The 19,683-nt window shown below is 55.2% G+C and carries 16 protein-coding genes; 7 read left to right on the top strand and 9 right to left on the bottom strand.

Annotated elements, in window-relative coordinates:
* Positions 1 to 58: 58 nt before the first annotated feature.
* The gene (locus tag NH461_RS23335; protein WP_261603345.1) at positions 59 to 679 is read right to left on the bottom strand and encodes a LysE family translocator; all 621 of its coding nucleotides are present in this window, start codon (positions 677 to 679) and stop codon (positions 59 to 61) included.
* A 283-nt stretch (positions 680 to 962) separates the two neighbouring features.
* Complete coding sequence (locus NH461_RS23330) at positions 963 to 1,412, bottom strand: GyrI-like domain-containing protein (protein WP_261604620.1); 450 nt, start codon at positions 1,410 to 1,412, stop codon at positions 963 to 965.
* Positions 1,413 to 1,680: 268 nt separating this feature from the next.
* On the opposite strand from NH461_RS23330, the gene NH461_RS23325 reads away from it, so the two are divergent.
* Positions 1,681 to 1,851: a CCGSCS motif protein gene (locus NH461_RS23325; protein WP_261603344.1), complete on the top strand. Its 171-nt coding sequence runs from the start codon at positions 1,681 to 1,683 to the stop codon at positions 1,849 to 1,851.
* A gap of 91 nt (positions 1,852 to 1,942) precedes the next feature.
* Here NH461_RS23325 and NH461_RS23320 read toward each other — a convergent pair whose 3' ends face one another.
* Complete coding sequence (locus NH461_RS23320; RefSeq protein ID WP_261603343.1) at positions 1,943 to 3,136, bottom strand: acetate/propionate family kinase; 1,194 nt, start codon at positions 3,134 to 3,136, stop codon at positions 1,943 to 1,945.
* Between the two features lie 364 nt (positions 3,137 to 3,500).
* On the opposite strand from NH461_RS23320, the gene fabV reads away from it, so the two are divergent.
* On the top strand, positions 3,501 to 4,703 hold the full coding sequence (gene fabV, locus NH461_RS23315) for an enoyl-ACP reductase FabV (protein ID WP_261603342.1): 1,203 nt from the start codon (positions 3,501 to 3,503) through the stop codon (positions 4,701 to 4,703).
* A 133-nt stretch (positions 4,704 to 4,836) separates the two neighbouring features.
* On the opposite strand, the gene NH461_RS23310 is transcribed toward fabV, so the two are convergent.
* A complete protein-coding gene (locus tag NH461_RS23310; RefSeq protein WP_261603341.1) occupies positions 4,837 to 5,508 on the bottom strand; it encodes a CatB-related O-acetyltransferase in 672 nt (223 codons plus the stop codon).
* A 405-nt stretch (positions 5,509 to 5,913) separates the two neighbouring features.
* On the opposite strand from NH461_RS23310, the gene yieH reads away from it, so the two are divergent.
* Complete coding sequence (yieH, locus tag NH461_RS23305; RefSeq protein ID WP_261603340.1) at positions 5,914 to 6,609, top strand: 6-phosphogluconate phosphatase; 696 nt, start codon at positions 5,914 to 5,916, stop codon at positions 6,607 to 6,609.
* A gap of 12 nt (positions 6,610 to 6,621) precedes the next feature.
* Here yieH and NH461_RS23300 read toward each other — a convergent pair whose 3' ends face one another.
* On the bottom strand, positions 6,622 to 7,929 hold the full coding sequence (locus tag NH461_RS23300) for a tetratricopeptide repeat protein (RefSeq protein WP_261603339.1): 1,308 nt from the start codon (positions 7,927 to 7,929) through the stop codon (positions 6,622 to 6,624).
* 267 nt (positions 7,930 to 8,196) lie between these two features.
* Here NH461_RS23300 and NH461_RS23295 point away from each other — a divergent pair, with 267 nt between their 5' ends.
* Together NH461_RS23295 and NH461_RS23290 are read left to right on the top strand one after the other, a co-directional pair.
* A complete protein-coding gene (locus tag NH461_RS23295) occupies positions 8,197 to 8,625 on the top strand; it encodes a DUF3302 domain-containing protein (protein WP_261603338.1) in 429 nt (142 codons plus the stop codon).
* Positions 8,625 to 9,755, top strand: coding sequence for an HlyD family secretion protein (locus tag NH461_RS23290; RefSeq protein ID WP_261603337.1), 1,131 nt, complete (start codon positions 8,625 to 8,627; stop codon positions 9,753 to 9,755). Before NH461_RS23295 ends, NH461_RS23290 begins: the two co-directional genes overlap by 1 nt.
* Positions 9,756 to 9,854: 99 nt before the next feature.
* Here NH461_RS23290 and putP read toward each other — a convergent pair whose 3' ends face one another.
* From putP to NH461_RS23270, 4 genes are all read right to left on the bottom strand, one after another.
* Positions 9,855 to 11,351, bottom strand: coding sequence for a sodium/proline symporter PutP (gene putP, locus NH461_RS23285; RefSeq protein ID WP_261603336.1), 1,497 nt, complete (start codon positions 11,349 to 11,351; stop codon positions 9,855 to 9,857).
* Between the two features lie 134 nt (positions 11,352 to 11,485).
* Positions 11,486 to 12,184 carry an aldehyde dehydrogenase family protein gene (locus NH461_RS23280; RefSeq protein ID WP_261603335.1) on the bottom strand — a complete coding sequence of 233 codons (699 nt, stop codon included), beginning with the start codon at positions 12,182 to 12,184 and terminating at the stop codon, positions 11,486 to 11,488.
* Between the two features lie 25 nt (positions 12,185 to 12,209).
* Positions 12,210 to 15,338 carry a bifunctional proline dehydrogenase/L-glutamate gamma-semialdehyde dehydrogenase PutA gene (gene putA / locus NH461_RS23275; protein ID WP_261603334.1) on the bottom strand — a complete coding sequence of 1,043 codons (3,129 nt, stop codon included), beginning with the start codon at positions 15,336 to 15,338 and terminating at the stop codon, positions 12,210 to 12,212.
* Positions 15,339 to 15,779: 441 nt separating this feature from the next.
* Positions 15,780 to 16,565 (bottom strand): AraC family transcriptional regulator, encoded by a 786-nt coding sequence (locus NH461_RS23270; RefSeq protein WP_261603333.1) that lies wholly within the window; start codon positions 16,563 to 16,565, stop codon positions 15,780 to 15,782.
* A gap of 671 nt (positions 16,566 to 17,236) precedes the next feature.
* Between NH461_RS23270 and NH461_RS23265 the strand changes: the two genes are divergently transcribed.
* Together NH461_RS23265 and NH461_RS23260 are read left to right on the top strand one after the other, a co-directional pair.
* Positions 17,237 to 18,193, top strand: coding sequence for an AEC family transporter (locus NH461_RS23265; RefSeq protein WP_261603332.1), 957 nt, complete (start codon positions 17,237 to 17,239; stop codon positions 18,191 to 18,193).
* 106 nt (positions 18,194 to 18,299) lie between these two features.
* Entirely contained in the window at positions 18,300 to 19,496 is a 1,197-nt protein-coding gene (locus NH461_RS23260; RefSeq protein ID WP_261603331.1) for a putative manganese transporter, read from the top strand.
* The last annotated feature ends 187 nt before the right edge of the window (positions 19,497 to 19,683 follow it).

Raw genomic sequence — 19,683 nt, 5'->3', positions numbered from 1 at the left:
GCGCAACAATTCGACTCAAAAGCAACTCAACTCAACAGCGACTCAACTTACAAGCGACTCAGCTCACAAACAGCCACACGCCCACACCCATCATCAAACTTCCGGAAATCCGGTTGATCAGGCGGATGTTCTTTGCATGGCCCAGTATCCGCTTCAGTCCCTTGCCACCCGTGGCGTAAATGGTCATACAGATAAACTCAAACAACAGGATAATCGCCACCAGCAGACTCAGTTGCGAAGCCAGCGGCTGGCTGCTGTCAATAAAAGGCGGCAGCAGCGACACCATGAACGCCCAGCCCTTGGGATTGGCCACCGCAGTAACAAAGCCCTGCATCACGAGATCCCAATTCCGGCCCGCCTGAACTTCGGTATTGTCTTCGCTCAGGGCCAGCTTACCTTTCGACTGCCACATCGAAATTCCCAGGTAACACAAGTAGGCTGCCCCGACCGACTTGAGCAGGGTAAATAACCAGGGATAATTCAGCATCACCGAGGCAATCCCCAGCACTGCCGCAACCGCCACCAGACCGACACCAATCACTTCGCCGAGCATCATCCAGAGGGTGCGTCTATAGCCAATACTCATCCCCAACGTCAGGGCCAGCGTCATGCACATTCCCGGCGTAATGGAGACAAAAAAGAAGGTGGGAATAAATAGACTTAACAACGCGAGATTCATCTTTACTTCCTTGTAAACAGACAGAACAACTTCGACTCAATCCATCCGGCGTCAATGGCCTGGCTTGTTTGTTATTGAGTGAATGAACAGGGGTGAATACAGCATCTTGGCATAAAAAGCGTGTCAGAAGATAACGAAATATCAACGTTGCAGGAGGCGCGGATGATTCAGGAAATGCAAAGTGTGCCTGATCGATGGTTAGTCGGCTGTTTCCCCGGGGTTGTCACAGGCTCATCAAATCCGATGAGCCCATGCGCGATCAGCATCAAATGAAGGGACTCCGCTATTGAATGGCGATGGAGATCGCGACTTCATCGACACTGAAGTATTGTTCAAAATCTGTCGTATAGGCCCGGGTGTGTGGGCAGTCATCAGCACGAAAGTAATCCCAAATGGTTCCCCACAAACTGATAACAGCCTGGGGCATTTCACCTTGTGCAGTAAATGTCAGGTACTTCCCGGACACAATCTGCGTGGCGACCGCTCCCTTCAGCGCATCAGCAGCCAAACCGTCTGAGCACGCCATCACATCATATGCACCGGTAAAATCAGATTCATAGTGGGTATAAACACCGTAGACGTTCGATCCAGCCGTTAACTTAGGATAAGCCTGGGCATAAAACGTTTCCCAAAGCTGGCCGATTTTGGCTGTCGATGGATTCATTTCATCGCCATTGGTGGTTCTGACTGAAAATCCCCTCACCTCAAAGCCATCGATATGCTTAAGTATCATCTTCTCTCCTTGTTCCAATCCCATGTCTTCCCTTCAGATTGCCAAAGCAGATCTAAATTTCACATCTGAAACGAACTGTATATACATACAGACTTTGAGTCAAATGTCTCATGCCCTGAAGCGACGCTCTCAAGGCGTGATATCACCCCATCAGTCACAAAAAACAGTGTTACGACGTTCCCGCACCGCCATACGCATTGACTGTCTTCCGAACAAACCTTAACATGCATTTCATATGAAACATTAAAACCACCGTAAGGAGATCCGCATGACATTCTCAGTGAAAAAGATTTTCAAAAAAGAAGACACCCAACCCGAGCAAGCAACGGCTGAACACACCGCCGCTGATGATGCGGTTCAGCATCAGCACGCCGACGAGAACGAGCAGAAGAAAGGAAAACATGGTGAGCCGGGATTCTGCTGCGGCTCGTGCTCCTGAGCCGAACCTCAGATTCAACGGATAATAAAAAACCCCGAACTGAAGGTCAGCCGGGGTTTGATGTATGGTGTCAGCGATATCGCCGGGTGGATTAGCTGTGTAGCATTTCCATCGACTGCTTGGCAATCACCCACTCTTCATTGGTCGGGATCACCATGGCAACCGGGGTATTTGGCTGGGTAATGATGCCTTGGTTACCGAAGCGCGCGGCCGCGTTCGCTTCTGCATCTTCGCGGTAGCCAAAGATCTTCAGGTTTTCCAGGATCTTGCTGCGAACCGGCAGGGAGTTTTCACCAATCCCCGCGGTGAAGATAATCGCATCCAGCTCATCCAGTGCCACCATGTAAGAGCCGATGTATTTGGCCACACGGTAACAGAAAATTTCGAACGCCAGGGTCGCGCCTTCGTGACCGTTTTCCATCGCTTCCACGATGCCGCGGCAGTCGCTGGTCAGGCCGGAAACGCCCAACAGGCCCGAGTTCTTGTTCAGCTCAGTGAACACATCTTCCTGGCTCCAGCCTTTTTTCAGCAGGAACTCGATGATACTTGGGTCCAGGTCGCCACAGCGGGTGCCCATCATCAGACCGGCCAGCGGGGTGAAGCCCATGCTGGTATCGACACTCTTGCCGTTCTTCACGGCACAAACCGAGGCGCCATTGCCCAGGTGAACCGAGATAAAGTTACTCTTCTCAACCGGCTTGTTCATCACCTTGGCCGCTTCACGGCTGACAAAGTAATGGCTGGTGCCGTGGAAACCGTAGCGGCGGATACCGTAGTCGTCGTACAGCTTGCGGGAGATGGCGCCGGTGTAGGCTTTGGCTGGCATAGACTGATGGAAGGCGGTATCGAATACAGCGTACTGAGACAGCGCCGGGAAAGCTTTCATGGTCGCACGCATGCCAATCACGTGGGCCGGGTTGTGCAGCGGCGCCAGATCGCTCAGCTTCTCAATCTCTTCCAGAACCGTGTCATCCACCTTCACCGTATGAGTAAACTTCTCGCCGCCATGGACGACACGGTGACCAATGGCAACGATATCTTGCTTGATACCCAGCTCATCCAGCAGCGCGACAATGCGATCAACGGCCTGCTGATGGTGGCTGCCCGTCGCTTCCAGCTTCACTTCCTGCTTTTCGCCGTTAATTTTCCAGCTTACGTTTGCTTCAGGCAAACCGAAGCACTCACCCAAGCCACTGAGTGTCGCTTCACCGGTGACAGTGTCAATCAATGCAAACTTCAGCGAAGAGCTACCAGAGTTGATTACCAGTACAAGAGAGTTGCTCATAGTTATCTCATCAGATTAGGTTGGCTCAGAACACCTCTGATCACAGTGATGTCCCATAACACGGAGGTATAATGTCTGAGGCATGTGTGGAGCAGCATGACCTCATGCATTATGTATTTTGATTACATTATTCAATTTTTTTTGAATAACTCAACTTTTGCTTTTAAAAAAGTAAGAAAAATTTAGATTTTAATGTAAGAGATCAAGTTTTGAGCATCGAAAACGTTTACCCTTGGTCAAAATACCACCTGAGCCGATCTGTTTTTCAAATAATTGATTCATCAATCAACAAATTTCGTATGCATTCAGATGATCAGCAAAACGTATCCAAATGCATATTCAATTTTTCAGGATATTCAAGCTGATGATTATTAACCCCATCATTCAGGGCGTGATCGCCCGCTCTGCGCATCCGTCCGGCTGTGAAGAGGCCATCCGACGCCAAATCACCTATTGCCGGGGAGCCCAGCCGATCGGACCTGGACCCAAACGCGCCTTGATCCTCGGCGCCTCGTCCGGTTTTGGCCTCGCCACCCGGATCGCACTGGCGTTCGGCGGCACCGGTACCGACACCCTCGGCGTCTCATTCGAACGGGGTCCGTCGGACAAAGGGGTCGGCAGTGCCGGATGGTACAACAACGTCTATTTCCGTCAGGCCGCCGAGCAAGCCGGGCTCAAGGCCCCGAACCTGGTAGGTGATGCGTTTTCCCCAGCAACACGCCAACAGGTCATTGATACCATCCGCACGGACTTCGGCGGACAAGTCGATCTGATCGTCTATAGCCTGGCCAGCGGGATTCGCCCCAATCCGGACACTGGCGATTTCTGGCGCTCAAGTATCAAGCCAATCGGCCAGCCCTACCAGGGAGCAACGTTGGATCTGGAGCACCAGATCTTAACGCAAACCACCCTACCGCCGGCCTCTGCGCAGGAAATCCATGACACTGTCAAAGTGATGGGCGGCGAAGACTGGGCAAGCTGGATTGACGCCCTGGCTCAGGCCGATGTCTTGGCGCCCGGTTGCAAAACGCTGGCTTACTCCTATATCGGCCCATCGCACACCTACCCGATTTATCACCACGGCACGCTGGGGAAAGCCAAGGAAGATTTGCATCAGACCGCCGATCGGCTCCACCAGCAGCTGGCGTCCATCGGCGGTGAAGCTTATGTGGCGGTTTGCAAAGCGCTGATCACCAAAGCCAGTGTATTTATTCCCGGCCTGTCGCCCTATTTGCTGGCGCTGTTTCAGGTCATGAAAGCCAAAGGCTTGCATGAAGGCTGTATCGAGCAGATGCAACGCCTACTCAGCCAGCGTCTTTATCCGGAGAACGGCAGGGTGGTGACAGACCCGCAGCGATTGATCCGGGTCGATGATTGGGAATTAAGCGATGATGTGCAACAGGAAGTCAGCCGCTTGCTGGCGCAAATGACACCGGAAAACTTCCGTGAATACGGCGATGTTGATGGCTATTTGACTGATTTCCTTCACCTGAACGGCTTCGGGTTTGAGAATATCGACTACACCCAACCAATCGACCCAAGCGCGCTGTATCGTCTGAAACCTTAAGGTCGCCAGCACTCACCTCAGGACTTGGTTACAGGCCATCTACAGCCCGCAGTTCCGGCGGGCAATGACTTCCGGAGGGGCACACCAACCGAAAGCCACCGTCAGCCACAGTGACTCGCTGTGGCTGACAGCTTTACGAAGACTCGCGGGGGAAATGGCAATAGCGTTCAAACAGCCCTTCGACGTCGGCGCTGCACATCATATCCATATTGGCCTGCAGGGTTTTCAGCGGCCAGTCCCACCATTTCATTTCCAGCAGCATCGCAATCTGCTCGTCACTGAAACGCTTTTTCACGGTTTGCCCCGGATTTCCCACCACCACCGCGTACGGTGCGACATCTTTGGTGACCACAGCCCGGGCACCAATCACTGCACCGTCGCCAATGGTGACGCCCGGCATAATGACGCACTCGGTGCCAATCCAGACGTCATTGCCGATGATGGTATCCCCGGCGCGTTCAAAGCCGGATTTCACTTTATTGCCGAACTTACTCACATCAAACGGAAACGAAGAGATCCAGTCGTGCCGATGACCCTGATTGCCGGCCAGCATAAAAGTTGCCCCTGATGCAATGGAGCAAAATTTGCCGATCTCCAGTTTATCTACCTCCCCGAAGATCCCGGATTCCCATACCGCCCGGCTGGAATGATCCCCCAACAAATACCGGACACAGTGATCCTCAAAATGTTTATCGTGGTAATACCCGGAGTAATACGTATGCTCGCCGACGGAAATATTCGGGTTTTTGAGATGTTCACGCACTTCATAGCCGCCCAGCCATGAAGGGAAGATGGATGATGACATAGGCCACCCCTATTATTATCTGACTGTCCTTAACCACTGCGCACGACCAACCCGGCATGGCTGGCCAACGGTTCCCAAGGTTCGCTGCTGCGCGGCTGGGTTCCTCCCGCCTCGCTTCGCCTGTGGTTCCCTGTTTCTGACAACTTACCCAACAATGCTTGCCGCGGCAAGCCACCGCTGTCATCCTCGCCGCGAGGGCCTCGCGGATCCGACACAATCTCCTGAACACCACGCTTGCCAGACAATTTTTCATTGCATTGTGCAGGTTGAGGGAGAACTCTCAGAAAGCGCAAAAATCCCACCTTAAGTACGATAAAGATAGCAAAACCTTCATCCGCCGGTTGTAGAACCTCAATTGAGGTATTAACAATGAGATATCAGTGACAACAGCCTATCCGGACACCCATGATGAACGAATCCGATGATCGCCAGACAGCACAATCTGACATTCGCTGCATCATTTTTGATTGCGACGGCACCCTGGTCGACAGCGAAACCCTGTGTAACCAGGCATTGGTCAATGTGTTTAACCGCTTTGGCGCCCAGTTGAGTCTGGAGGAATGCCTGCGCCACTTTCAGGGCGGCAAGCTGACCGATATCCTCACCGAAACCCGGGTCCGGGCCGGGATCCGGGTTTCGGTCGATACGCTGGAGCCCCTCTACCGGGCGGAGTGCCGACGCCTGTTTGAGCAAGGACTATCCCCGATCCCCGGCGTACCGGAACTGCTGGCAACCCTAAACGCCCGGGGTTGTGAAATGTGCATCGCCTCCAATGCGCCGGTCAGCAAAATTGAGCACACCCTCAGCCTGACCGGGCTGCTGCCCTACTTTGACGGGAAATTGTTCAGCGGCTTTGAAGCCAGCAGCTGGAAGCCGGAGCCGGACATCCTGCACTTTGCGGCCATGCACATGGGCATGGCTCTGTCAGAATGCGTATTTGTTGATGACACCCCGAAAGGGGTTCAGGCAGGGATTAATGCCGGGATCCGCACATTCCATTTTGCAGCCAATCCCTACAGCCGCGCCATCGTTCACCCGCGGGTCACCACCCTGACGGCGATGCCGCAGCTGCTGGATTATGTATCACTCCCCGCAGGCTGATCCGCTGTCGGCTCAGCGGTTCCGGGAAGGCGGAGCTGGTTGCGTTTCTGTGGTGAGTTTATCCCAGGAGGTCGCCCAGCCCTGCTCACGATACTCGTTGGCTGCCGTCACGTTGACCTCCGCAGTCTCGATCTCGGCCTCAGTTTCAGCCGCCGCGACCTCAGGCGGCTCCTGGCGCTGGCTTGTTTGACCAGAGTTTGAGCTTTGGCTTGGGCTCTCAATCAACGTCACCTCGCCGTCGCGGCTGGCAATGGCTTCGGCCTGATCAGGATCCCCGGCCAACTCACCGCCGGACAACGATACCAGCACCTGCTCATCCGGCCGGTATCGCTGCCGATCGTAGACTTTGTCCAGCACCGAGATCACCGCATGGCGCGCCACCGGCTGATCTTTCAATTTACGATACACCGAGTTGGCGACACTTTGCGCCGATAAAATCGCATCAATGGCGATCGAATGCGCCGCCTGATCCCGCTCCGTCCGCGCTTGCGGGTGGCCGAAAGCATGGGCGATGGAGTACCAGACATAAGCAATGGCCGCCTCGGTGGCTTCACCGCCCAGATGCATTTTGGCCGCCAGGAACTGGCCTTCCGCACTGCCGGTTTCCGCGGCCCTTTCCAGCCAATAGATGGCCCGGCGTCGATCTTTCGCCACCCCAATCCCAGCCTGATAGCAATAAGCAACCTTGATACAGCCTTTGACACTCTCGTTCAAAGCCGCCCGGACTCGCCAGCCAAACGCCAGCAACGGCATTTTATCCGGATTGCTCTCGGCGACATACCAGTCGCCCAGAAACAATTGCGCCTCGACATGATCCTGCTCCGCAGCTAACGTCATATGCTCTATCGCTGCCGCGATATTCTGCTCGGTGCCATAGCCCTGATATTGGTAGGAGCCGAGTAAAAACAGGGCCTCCGGCTCCTGTTGCTTCGCACGGACCACCTGCTCCCAATAACGGGACTTCGCCTCCCCGTCCGAATCGGACGAGTCCAGCCGGTGCAGACGCGCCAAGGCATTCTGGGCAATCTCATTTCCCAGTTCAGCCGCCTTGCGGTACCAGAAAATCGCCTTAGCGATACTGACCATTTCATACTCTTTGGCCAGCGACAGCTGGCTGGCGATATGACCGGTATTGGCTTTGAAGATCTTTTCTTCACGTTCAGCGATCTTGGCCTTTTCCAGAACCCGTTGGTAATTCTCATCTTTCAGGACTTGCGTCTGCTGCTTGCGACGCTGACGATTCATCACCGCAAAGTAATGCACCACCACCGCAACCAGTGCACCGCCGGCCAGGCTTAAACCGATAACCAGGTTCGACATAACCCCTCGTAGAAACAATATTGATCCTGCTATATAGCGGCAGGATACCGGAAAACTGCAACAAAATCGTAAAAATCGTCGGGATCCGACTACATCTTCGGCATTTGTCCCGAAATCAATACGGCTCTGACGCTAGGCTCGGGGCTAACACCGTGATTCAGTGCTACTTTTTATGTATGCCGTTCCGTCTCCCCATACCGCCCGCAAGCGCCCTGTCACGCCTGCCCGGCCCCGTTCGGGGTGACACAGACATCAGAAGGAGCCGCCATGTTTCTTGATTACTTCGCGCTAGGGATCTTAATTTTCGTTGCTGTCGTCTTGTTCTACGGCATTATTGCGCTCCATGACATTCCCTATGAAATTGCCAAGAGCCGCAATCACCCCCACCAGGATGCCATCCATTACGCCGGATGGGTCAGCCTGTTTACCCTGCATGTCCTGTGGCCGTTTCTCTGGATTTGGGCCACGCTGTGGCGCGAAGATCGCGGCTGGGGATTTACCCAGATCCAGAACGAACAACACGAGCTGCACCATGAAGTCCTGAAGCTGAGCGAACAGATAGAAAAACTCAGCGAGAAGGTTACCCAGCTGGAGCTGTCACGCACCGGCCAGGCCACCGGGGTAAATGCAGGCGCCAATGCAGCGGCCAATTCTGTATCAGCCAAACCCGGCACAACTTCCGGAGGGCAAGACTAATGGATCTCTTGCTGATTCTGACCTATGCCGCATTTTGCGTGGCCATCTTTAAGATTTTCAAGATCCCCCTGAACAAGTGGACCGTTCCGACAGCAGTGCTGGGCGGAATTATTCTCATCGGCAGCCTGATCCTACTGATGAACTACAACCACCCGCATACCAACTTCGGCGGGCAGTTTTTCGTCTCCACCCCGATAGTTCCCGGCGTCAGAGGCAAGGTGATCGAGGTTCCCGTCACCCCCAACCAACCACTAAAAAAAGGCGATATCCTGTTTAAGATCGACCCGACCCCGTTTGCTGCCGAGGTCCGGCTGCAAGAAGCCGCCCTGGCCGAAGCCAAGCAGAGCGTCCTCGGGTTGGAAGCCGCCTATAAGTCATCGCAGGCGACGACTGCCAAAGCGCAAGCCGAACGCGACCGGACCTTGCAACAGTTCCGTCGCTACGAAAAAGGCTTCAAACGCGGGGCGTTTACCCGGGCTGATGTCGACAACCGACGCCAGTTTTATCTCAGTGCCGAAGCCGCGCTGGAGGCTGCTCAAGCCGAAGAGCGCCGGGCCAAGCTGGCCTATGATTCCGAAGTGATGGGAGAAAATACCACCGTTGCCAAAATTCGGGCCCAACTGACCCAGGCGCAGTTCAACCTCAGCCAGACTGTCGTCGAGGCCCCCACGGACGGCTATGTGACCCAGGTGACCCTCCGGCCGGGGATGATGGCGGTGCCGGTTCCGCTGCGCCCGGTGATGACCTTTATACACCGGGAGGAGCAATTCTATATCGGCGCGTTTCGCCAGAACTCATTGATGCGCCTGCGCCCGGGGTTTAAAGCCGACTTTGTTTTTCGGGCCTTGCCCGGCAAAACCTTTGCCGGTGAAGTGGTTGAAGTGTTGCCGGCCATTGGCGAAGGCCAGGTTCAGGCGGCCGGGGCGCTCTACGGCAGTGCCCTGCTGCAGAACCAGGGCCGTCCGCTGGTGAAACTGAAAATCACAGATGATTTGAGCGCGTACCAACTGCCGCAGGGAGCCAGCGTCGAAATCGCCGTCTACTCAGACAGTTTCGAACATGTGTCGGTGATGCGCAAAGTGCTGATCCGGATGAAGAGCTGGCAGAACTATCTCTACCTTGATCATTGAACCGAATTGGACCTCGAAAGACAGGCATCAAAAAAGCCAGCCGCGTTACCGCGACTGGCTTTTTAATGCATCGTCGTGAAGACGATCAATCAGGCTGAATTAATCGAACTCAACCAGGTTTTTCTCGTAGGTGTCGAACTGTGCAATCACTTCACGCGAAGCACCACCGGTCGCCTTGCTGATCGCGATGATCGCAACCGTCGCGAAAATGAAGCCCGGGACGATTTCGTACAGGTCGAACAGACCGCCGCTCAGTTGCTTCCAAACCACCACGGTGAGTGCACCCACCACGATCCCCGCCAGGGCACCATTGCGGTTCATGTCTTTCCAGTACAGGCTCAGCAGCAGCGCCGGACCAAAGGCAGCACCGAAACCAGCCCAGGCGTAAGACACCAGACCCAGAACCGTGCTGTCCGGATTCATCGCCAGCATCAGGGCAATGACGGATAGAGCGATTACCGCTACACGGCCAACCAGGACAATCTCTTCCGTCGAAGCTTGCGGGCGGAACACTTGCTTGTAGAAGTCTTCCGCCAGGGCAGAAGAAGACACCAGCAACTGAGAATCAGCAGTACTCATGATCGCCGCCAGGATCGCAGCCAGCAGGATACCGGCAATCACTGGGTGGAAGATGGCATTCACCAGCAGCATGAAGATACGTTCGCCATCGTCCAGTGAGCCCGCAAGCTGGTTATCCACATACAGGATCCCCACCAAGCCCACCAGGATAGCACCCGCCATTGACAGCGCAGTCCAGGTCACCGCGATACGACGCGCGGTAACGATATCCCGGTTTGAACGGGTAGCATTAAAACGCGCCAGGATGTGTGGCTGACCGAAATAGCCCAGGCCCCAGGCCGCCAGCGAAATGATCGCGATGGCAGAAAGCGGCTCACCCTTCATATCGTTGAACAGAGTCATCAGCTCCGGGTTCTTCGCCGTCAGCGCAGCGCTCAGGTCGCCCACACCGCCTTCCATTGCTGCAATCGGCACGATCAGCAACGCTGCGGCCATCAGCAGGCCCTGAACCAGGTCCGTCCAGGATACCGCCAGGAAGCCACCGAACAGGGTGTAAGACACCACGCAGACCGTGCCCACAATGACCGCGATGGTGTAATCCAGGCCAAAGACGGTTTCAAACAACTTGCCGCCGGCAACCAGACCCGAACTGGTGTAGAAAAGGAAGAACAGCAGAATGAAAAATGCCGAAATCGTCTGAATCAGTTTCGAGTTGTCGTGGAAACGACGGGACAGATATTCAGGAAGTGTGATCGAGTTATCTGCGGTGATGGTGTAGGTCCGCAAGCGCTTGGCACAGATCAGCCAGTTCAGCCAGGTTCCCAGCATCAGGCCGCCCGCCAGCCACAGCGATTCCATCCCCGCTGCATAGGCGTAACCCGGCAGACCCAGCAACAGCCAGCCACTCATGTCGGAGGCACCGGCAGAAATGGCCGCAGGCCATGGCCCCAGAGAGCGGCCACCCAGGAAATAATCCGATGAATCAGACGTTCGCTTGTATGCATAGTAACCAATCGCCATCATCCCGATCAGGTAGACGATAAACGTTCCTGTAATAGCAAAGCTATTTTCTATCATTTTTGAGTTCCCTCACTTTGAGCCCCTGTCCATAGCAGGGGCTTTGTTTATGGCGCTGAATAATTCAGCCATGTTGTAACGGCGCCGATCAGCCGGGTTCCATCCGACCGCTTGCCGCCTTACTACAACGCTCGTTAATGCTCCTCACCGCTCCCCAGCTCCAGCAGCGTGGCGTTACCGCCGACCGCTGTCACATTGATGGTTCGTGTCCGTTCGGTCACGAAACGCAGTGAGTACGTCGGGCTGCCAATCACCGGCAGTGACTCGCAATCTGTTTCACAGATCAGCTGAGCCAGCAAACCGTCACGGGCAGCCAGTTGGCGCGCGAGCGCCTGAGATGTTGACAGTGTCCCGGCATAAGCCACGCCGGCTACAGACGGGTGGCTGACCAAAGCAGTCAGGTCAGCACTGTCAACTGCGGTGATCACACCGCCGACACAGCCACACTGTTCCAGCTGTGCCACCAACTCACCTGCCGACACCACACTATTCGACGGCAGGCAAACGAAAGCCGTATTCCCGGTCACCAAGACTGCGGCGATCTGACCCACCACAGCCACCAGCGGCGTCTCGGCATCCGCCGTGACCACAAAGCTGCCGCGACCGGCGCAGTACAGCTCATTGCTTTCCCCGGTCGGCCCCGGCATCAGCAGGGTTTCGGCCACATGCTCGGCCGCATTGCGACACTGAAAGGTCACCATCGCCCGAGCTTCCGGCGCCAGCGTTTCCGTCCAGCGCTCCAGAATTTGCGTCCGCGCTTCATAGCCCAGTCCGTTCCAGCCTTCCCAGGCTGCTGAGCTGTTTTCAATCAGGGTTTGAATCTGTGTCATCATTTATTCCTTCTCAACTCAACAACCATCAAGCGTTAAACACATCTTGGGTAAAGCGGTACAGGTAGTGCGGACCACCCGCTTTCGGACCCGTCCCGGACAGACCCTGGCCGCCGAACGGCTGTACGCCGACCACGGCACCGACCTGATCGCGGTTCACATAGCAGTTCCCCACCCGGGCACGACGCTCAATGTGGCCATAGGTGCGCTCATTGCGGCTATGAACCCCCATCGTCAGACCGAATCCGGTGTTGTTGATTTGATCGATCACCTGATCAAGCTCGTTGGCCTTGAAGCGAACGATGTGAAGGATCGGACCAAAGTTTTCATTTTTCAGCACATCAATGCCGCTGATTTCAAACGCCGTCGGCGCAACGAAATCACCATGCTGACAAACCTCACCCAGTTTCGCCTGCGCAACCAGCTTGGCCTGGTTCTTCAGCGACTCGATGTGCGTCAGCAGTTTCTGACGGGCACCCTTGTCAATCACCGGGCCCACATCCGTGCTATGCAGCTGCGGGCGGCCAACGGAGAGCTCTGCCATCGCCCCTTTGATCAGGTCGACAATACGATCGGCAATATCCGCCTGAACATACAGCACCCGCAGAGCGGAACAGCGCTGACCCGCCGACGCAAAGGCCGAACGAACCACATCGCGGACCACCTGCTCCGGCAACGCCGTACTGTCGACAATCATTGCATTCTGGCCACCAGTCTCGGCCACCAGAACCGCAGGCTCACAGTCGCGGGCAGCCAGCGTGCGGTTGATCCGCTGCGCGGTTTCGGTGGAGCCGGTAAAGGCCACCCCGGCGATGCGCGGATCCGACGTCAGTGGCGTCCCCACCACAGCCCCGGTGCCCGGCACAAACTGAATCGCCCCGGCCGGCAAGCCGGCTTCCAGCATCAGCTCAATCCCGCGGTGGGCAATCAGCGAGGTCTGCTCTGCCGGTTTGGCCACCACGGTGTTCCCTGCCGCCAGCGCCGCAGACACCTGACCAAGGAAGATCGCCAGCGGGAAGTTCCACGGACTGATACAGACAAAGACGCCACGGCCCTGGTAGCTCAGCAGCTTTGAAGTACCATCAAAGCAGGTCACTTCCTTCGCGTCAGCAAACTCAGTCGCAGCCTGATGGGCGTAGAAACGGCAGAAATCGACCGCTTCACGAATTTCATCAATGCTGTCCTGGATGGTCTTCCCAGCCTCACGGTGACACAGGGCCACCAGCTCAGGGGTATTGCTTTCCAGCAGGTCCGCCAGACGCTGCAGATATTCCGCACGCTCCGCCGCCGGACGCGCCGACCAGGCAGGATAAGCATCCGCAGCCGCTGAAATCGCCGCATCAACCTGCTCCGCGTTGGCAAAGCCCACAGTCCCCACCGACTCACGACGATCGTAAGGTGCGGTCACCGCCTGCGCATCACCGGCAAGGTGCTCCCCGTTGATGATCGGGCCGGCCGTCCACTGGTGATCGTTGAAGCCCTTCACCGCGGCGGTAAATGGCTGCCACTGCGATTCAATATCAATGTTGATCCCGGCTGAGTTTTTACGCGTGTCGCCGAAAATTGCCGGCGGCAGCGGGATCAGGTGGTTGTGCAGCGTCGCACGCGAGCGCAGCTGATCAACCGGATGCTGGATCAGGGTTTCCACCGGACAGTTGGCATCCACCAGACGGTGAACAAATGAGCTGTTGGCCCCGTTTTCCAGCAGGCGGCGAACCAGGTACGGCAGCAGATCTTTGTGGCTGCCGACCGGTGCGTAAATCCGCACGTTCACCTTGTGCATTTCCATTACATGGTTGTAGAGGGCATCGCCCATCCCATGCAGACGCTGGAATTCAAAATTACGGCTGTTCCCGGCCATGGCCACAATCGCTGACACCGTGTGGGCGTTATGGCTGGCGAACTGCGGGTAAATCAGGCCACGCAGGTGCTCTGACAGCAGGAAGCGGGCACAGGCCAGGTATGAACAGTCGGTCCCTTCTTTACGGGTAAAGACCGGGTAACCTTCATAACCGCTTTGCTGACACAGTTTGAGCTCACTGTCCCAGTACGCCCCTTTCACCAGACGCAGCGGGATCACATCGCCCTGCTCTTTACTCAGTGCGGCCAACCAGGCCAGAACCGGCAGAGCCCGCTTCGAGTAAGCCTGAACCACCAGGCCAAACCGACCCCAGCCACGCACTTCATCAGCGCGGTACAGCTTTTCAAACAGTTTCAGCGACAGCTCCAAGCGGTCCGCTTCCTCGGCATCAATGGTGATCCCGACATTCAGTTCACGGGCACGCTTGAGCAGCGCCAGGACGGAGTCGTACATTTCGCCCATCACCCGCGCTTCATTCGACACGTCGTATCGCGGATGCAGCGCCGACAGCTTGATCGACACCGTCGGATCCGGTGAACGGGTGTTGCTGCTCTTCTGGCTGCCGTAGCTATCACGGCCGACCGCTTCGATCGCCATGATGTAATCTTTAAAATACTTCTGGGCATCCTGCACAGTCAGCGCGGCTTCACCCAGCATGTCAAACGAGTAAGTAAAGCCCTGATCGCGCTTTTCCTTCCCATTTTTCATTGCTTCGCTGATACTGCGACCCAGCACGAACTGGTGCCCCATGATCTTCATAGCCTGGTTCATCGCCTGGCGGATCACCGGCTCAGACATTTTGTTCACCAGACGGTTGATCACATGGCTTGGTGTCCCGTCTTCCTTGGCATCCATCGTGACCACCTTACCGGTCAGCATCAGGCCCCAGGTGGAGGCGTTCACAAACAGCTTGTCGGAATTTTTCAGGTGCGACTTCCAGTCTGCCACACTGAGCTTATCGCGGATCAGCGCATCAGCCGTGGCCGCATCCGGGATCCGCATCAGGGCTTCTGCCAGACACATCAGCAAAATCCCTTCTTTGGTATCCAGGCTGTATTCCAGCAGCAACGCATCGATCATCTGGATGGCATTCTGATCGGCACGGACACGCTCAATCAGTGTCGTTGCCTCATCTGCCGTCGCCTGACGCTCTTGCGCCGTTGGCTCTGCCATCGGCAAAAGTTGATTCAGCCACTGAGACTCATCAACAGAATAGAGCGGGGAAATCAGTTGCCAGATTTCATCCAATGGTCGCTCAATAAAAGATGGCTGAAGTACATCTGCCGCATTGAACATAATCATTCCCTCAATTAAGAACCTGATTGAAGACCAGTGTAAGCCATATCCAAGGCGATCGCGTCACCCATAAATGTTACACCAGTGTTAGGATTGAGGTGGATTGTATTTTTCCGCCGCACTCGCCGTCTTGCTGGATTCTCCGATAGTTTTTAGAAAAACTCCGTTTTTTAACAGAAATTGACACAAAACCACAGCAAAAATTTCAGTTTCATATCGCCGATTGCAAAATTTACATGACACTCACGGGCTGTTTGCCCGTTCCGCACCAACCCATTTTGATGGCATGTGCGGAACGCTGATCAAGGCGCGATCCGGACAAAACGCCACACGCCGAGCCACCATGATTTTGCGGAAAATCAATAGAAACTCAGGAAAGATGAATAAAAAAGGCCCGGTACATTCGTCACCGGGCCTTGATAATTCAATTAGTTAGCAGTTTCAGCCGTGTTCTTTCCGATAGCGGGCCGGTGGCACCCCGTAAAGGCGGGTAAACGCCTGGGTAAAACTACTCTGGCTGGCAAACCCTGAGGTCTGGGCCACTTGCGCCATGCTCAGCGGGGTTTCCTCGATCAGTTGTTTGGCCATCTCCAGCCGTTTTTTCAACACGTATTGGTGAGGGGTCACCCCAGTCTGTTCTTTGAACAAATGGTGAAACTGGCTCTCGCCGAGAAACACCAGCCCGGCCAGCTGTGTTACCGAGATTTTGCGCGTCAGATGCTGAAGTATGTACTGATCAATAATATCCATGTTCAGCCGCTGCAGCGTGCGCTCCCCGTGCTGGGGTTTAAAATGACGCTGCAACACACACATCAGGGTATCAGTACACGCCTTACTCAGCAGCAGATCATCAGGATGCGCGGCCATTTCCGCCGTCAGGGCCTGGATCAGATTCTGCGCCTGAGTATCAAGGTGGAAATAAGACGATTGTTCAAACAACCGGGTCATCCGATCCCCGGCGTAACTCGGGTGCAACTGTTTGGCCGGAATATTGAGCACCAGAATTTCATTACGGCCAACGCCGGAAAACGCATGTTCTGAGTCCGCGGTCACCAGACAGCCCTGGCCCGGGCACACCAGATTGCCGTACCCTTCAATATCAAACTCAGTTTGCCCGGACAGCCCAATCACTACCTGGTTGTAACCATGGTTATGGTGTTCCATCTGCTCCGGCAGTTTGATCAATTCTGAAGGCTTAAACACGCTCGGATCATGCTTGTCATTCATCGCGCATTGCACTCAATGAGATTAACGTTTCCATCATTAACGAAGCATACCATAACTCGCTCGTTCGCCACCTACGGCTTGTAATGCGTGTGATTATCATTGCCGGTAAACACACCATTGTGGACAGAATATCTCCCGCAGGGGCACGCCGCCACAAAGGATCACCGCAAGCATGACGGATCGGCTCCCCCAGCAACAGTGCCTGAAGGCAAAAAAGCGGATCGATGATCAGGAGAATCTGGAACAATGATCAAGCTGGCTTTCATTACGGTGAGTGTCATTTCAACTGTTTCCCGGCGCGATTCAGTACAGATATCCCAGCACTTTCCTAGGGTTCCTCTGCCCATGCCGACAGGGTTTCGCTGGAGGCCTGCGCCCACAAAACCACGTCACCCGATAAATATCAATAGCTTATAAAAAGGATCACTTGATCATCGTTCCGGTTTTCCGGATGGAGACACGCGGGGCCGGTTGATCTCCAGGTGAAAAAATACGGCAAGCACCTTGATCATTGGTCCGGAAATCAGATCCCAATCCGATCATTCTTGATCATCGTTCCAATTGAAATGACATTCACCGTTATCTGGCCGCACTTGATCATCGTTCCGTCGAAAGATACCGTATTTCAATGCTTTGTGATACAAATTGATAAAATGCTAAGGAAACAGATCATGGATGAATTTCTGACCCAGCTTGACTACTCGTTCTCGGTGACCGGGCCGATCTTTATTATGCTCGGGCTTGGGGTGCTGTTACGCCGGCAAGGGCTGATTGAGGAAAAATTTGTCGAATCAGGCTCCCGGCTGGTATTTACCGTCACCTTACCGGCCCTGCTGTTTCTCAGCGTGGTGGGCTCCGATCTGCAACAAATCGGCAATGCCGGCCTGCTTGGCTTCGCGATTGTCGCCAACATCCTGGTTTACCTGCTGTTCGAACTGCTCGCCCCCTGGCTGATCAAAGATAAACGGGAAGTCGGCGTCGTGGTCCAGGGCGCTTTTCGGGCCAACACCGGGATCATCGGACTGGCCTACGTCAGCAATGCTTTCGGTGACACCGGGCTTGTCGTCGGCTCTTTATATGTTGCGGTGATCACGGTGCTCTATAACATCCTGGCCGTGATCACCTTAACCCGGGCCAACGGCCAGCAAGGGCTCAGCCTGAGCGGCCTGTGTCGCTCGATCCTCAAAAACCCGCTGATCATCAGTATCTGCGCAGCCCTGCCATTTTCCCTGCTCCAGATTGAGCTTCCGACGGTGCTGGTGCAATCGGGCCGTTATTTTGCGGATATGACCCTGCCGTTGGCGCTGCTGTGCACCGGCGCCAGTCTGGATCTGAACCAACTGCGCCAGGACTCGGCCCACGCCAACTATGCGACCTGCGGCCGCTTGATCATCGCTCCGGTGTTGATCACCCTCGCCGGCGGCCTAATCGGCTTTCGGGGTATGGAGCTGGGGATCCTTTTTCTGATGAGCGCCGCCCCCACCGCGGCAGCCAGCTATGTCATGGCCCGATCGATGGGTGCCAATGCCCGGCTGGCAGCCAATGTGATAGCCTTGACCACGCTGGGCTCCCTGCTGACCTGCAGCCTGGGGATCACCGCCCTGAGTAGCGCCGGATTGTTGCACTGAGTCAAGTTCTCCCGAAAAAACCTCAAAGGCACTTGATAATCATTCTCATTAACATCTACTATGAAGAGAATCAAAGATTATCTGTCTTCAGTTTTCGGGAGCCCCTATGGCATCGCTACAAAAAGTCTTCAACCAACAGTTGCAATCGCACCGCTGGCGGCTGGCGAATAAACGGCTGATCCTGCCGGTCTGTCTGTTCGCCTTACTACTGACCCCCAGCACCACCGAACTGACCGTCGGCGTCCTCGCCGATGCGTTCTGGCAGGTGGCCAGTTACGTCGCAGCAACGCTGGCGCTTTATCATGTGATTGCCGACCGGCTGGCCCGAAAGAGTAAACTCACACATCTGCTGGAAGGCCAATCGCGCTACCAAGTGCTGTTTGCATCTTTGATGGGCGCCTTGCCCGGATGTGGTGGCGCGATTGTGGTCATCACCCAATTTGTCAGCGGCAAGCTCAGCTTCGGAGCCGTGGTCGCCGTATTAACCGCGACCATGGGTGATGCCGCATTTCTGCTCCTCGCAGCCCAGCCGACGACCGGGCTGGCCATTGTCGGTACCGGTTTTGCCGTCGGTTTGATCTCCGGCCTGATCGTCGATCGGATCCACGGCCCCGACTTTATGCGCCCGGCCAAACCGCAACATGCTCCAGAGGCCGCCGGTCAATCATCAGACCGGCCAACGGCTTCAACGCTGAAGCTGCAAGGACTGTTCTGGAAATGGGCGCTGCTTCCCGCTGCGGTGATTGCCGTCATGGGTTCACTCCAGCTCGATATTGATCAGATGTTCCACCTTGGCAGTGGCACCATCAGCATCATCGGTGCCGTCGCAGCCCTCGTCGCAATGCTCCTGTGGGCAACCAGCCGGGATGTCACAAACTACCAATCTGCAGTGTCCGAAGACCCAAAACCCACCACCAACACCCTGTTTCAGCGAGTCGCCCAGGATACCAACTTCGTCACCAGCTGGGTGGTAGGAGCGTTCCTGCTGTTTGAACTGACGATTTTCTGGACCGGATTGGATCCAACCGAATTTTTCTCCCAATGGTACATCTTGCTGCCACTGATGGGCGTGATGGTAGGCCTGTTGCCCGGCTGTGGCCCACAGATTTTGGTGACCAGCTTATATCTCACCGGCGCAGTGCCACTGTCTGCACAGTTAGGCAATGCGATCAGCAATGACGGCGACGCCCTCTTCCCGGCAATTGCGCTGGCTCCGAAAGCAGCCTTGATGGCAACGGTTTACTCAACCCTCCCGGCCTTAGTGGTCGCCTACGGTTATTTTGCGTGGTTTGAATGGGTTTAACCCCGAACCTTTCACCGGGCTCAAGCCTGCGGCATCAGTGACCGCTCTGGCAGATCGGCAACAGTATAATTCATGCGGCCAAAATGCATCGTTAATCAAAAATGGAGCTTTTGCTCCATTTTTTATTTTCACAATAGAATCAAAATGATGCATAATTTTTTGCGGCATATGGCGCGACAGCAAAATA

The sequence above is a fragment of the Photobacterium sp. TY1-4 genome, assembly GCF_025398175.1.
Classification (GTDB): domain Bacteria; phylum Pseudomonadota; class Gammaproteobacteria; order Enterobacterales; family Vibrionaceae; genus Photobacterium.
Note: the sequence above shows the minus strand (reverse complement) of the source record. Positions and strands in the feature narration are given on the sequence as shown.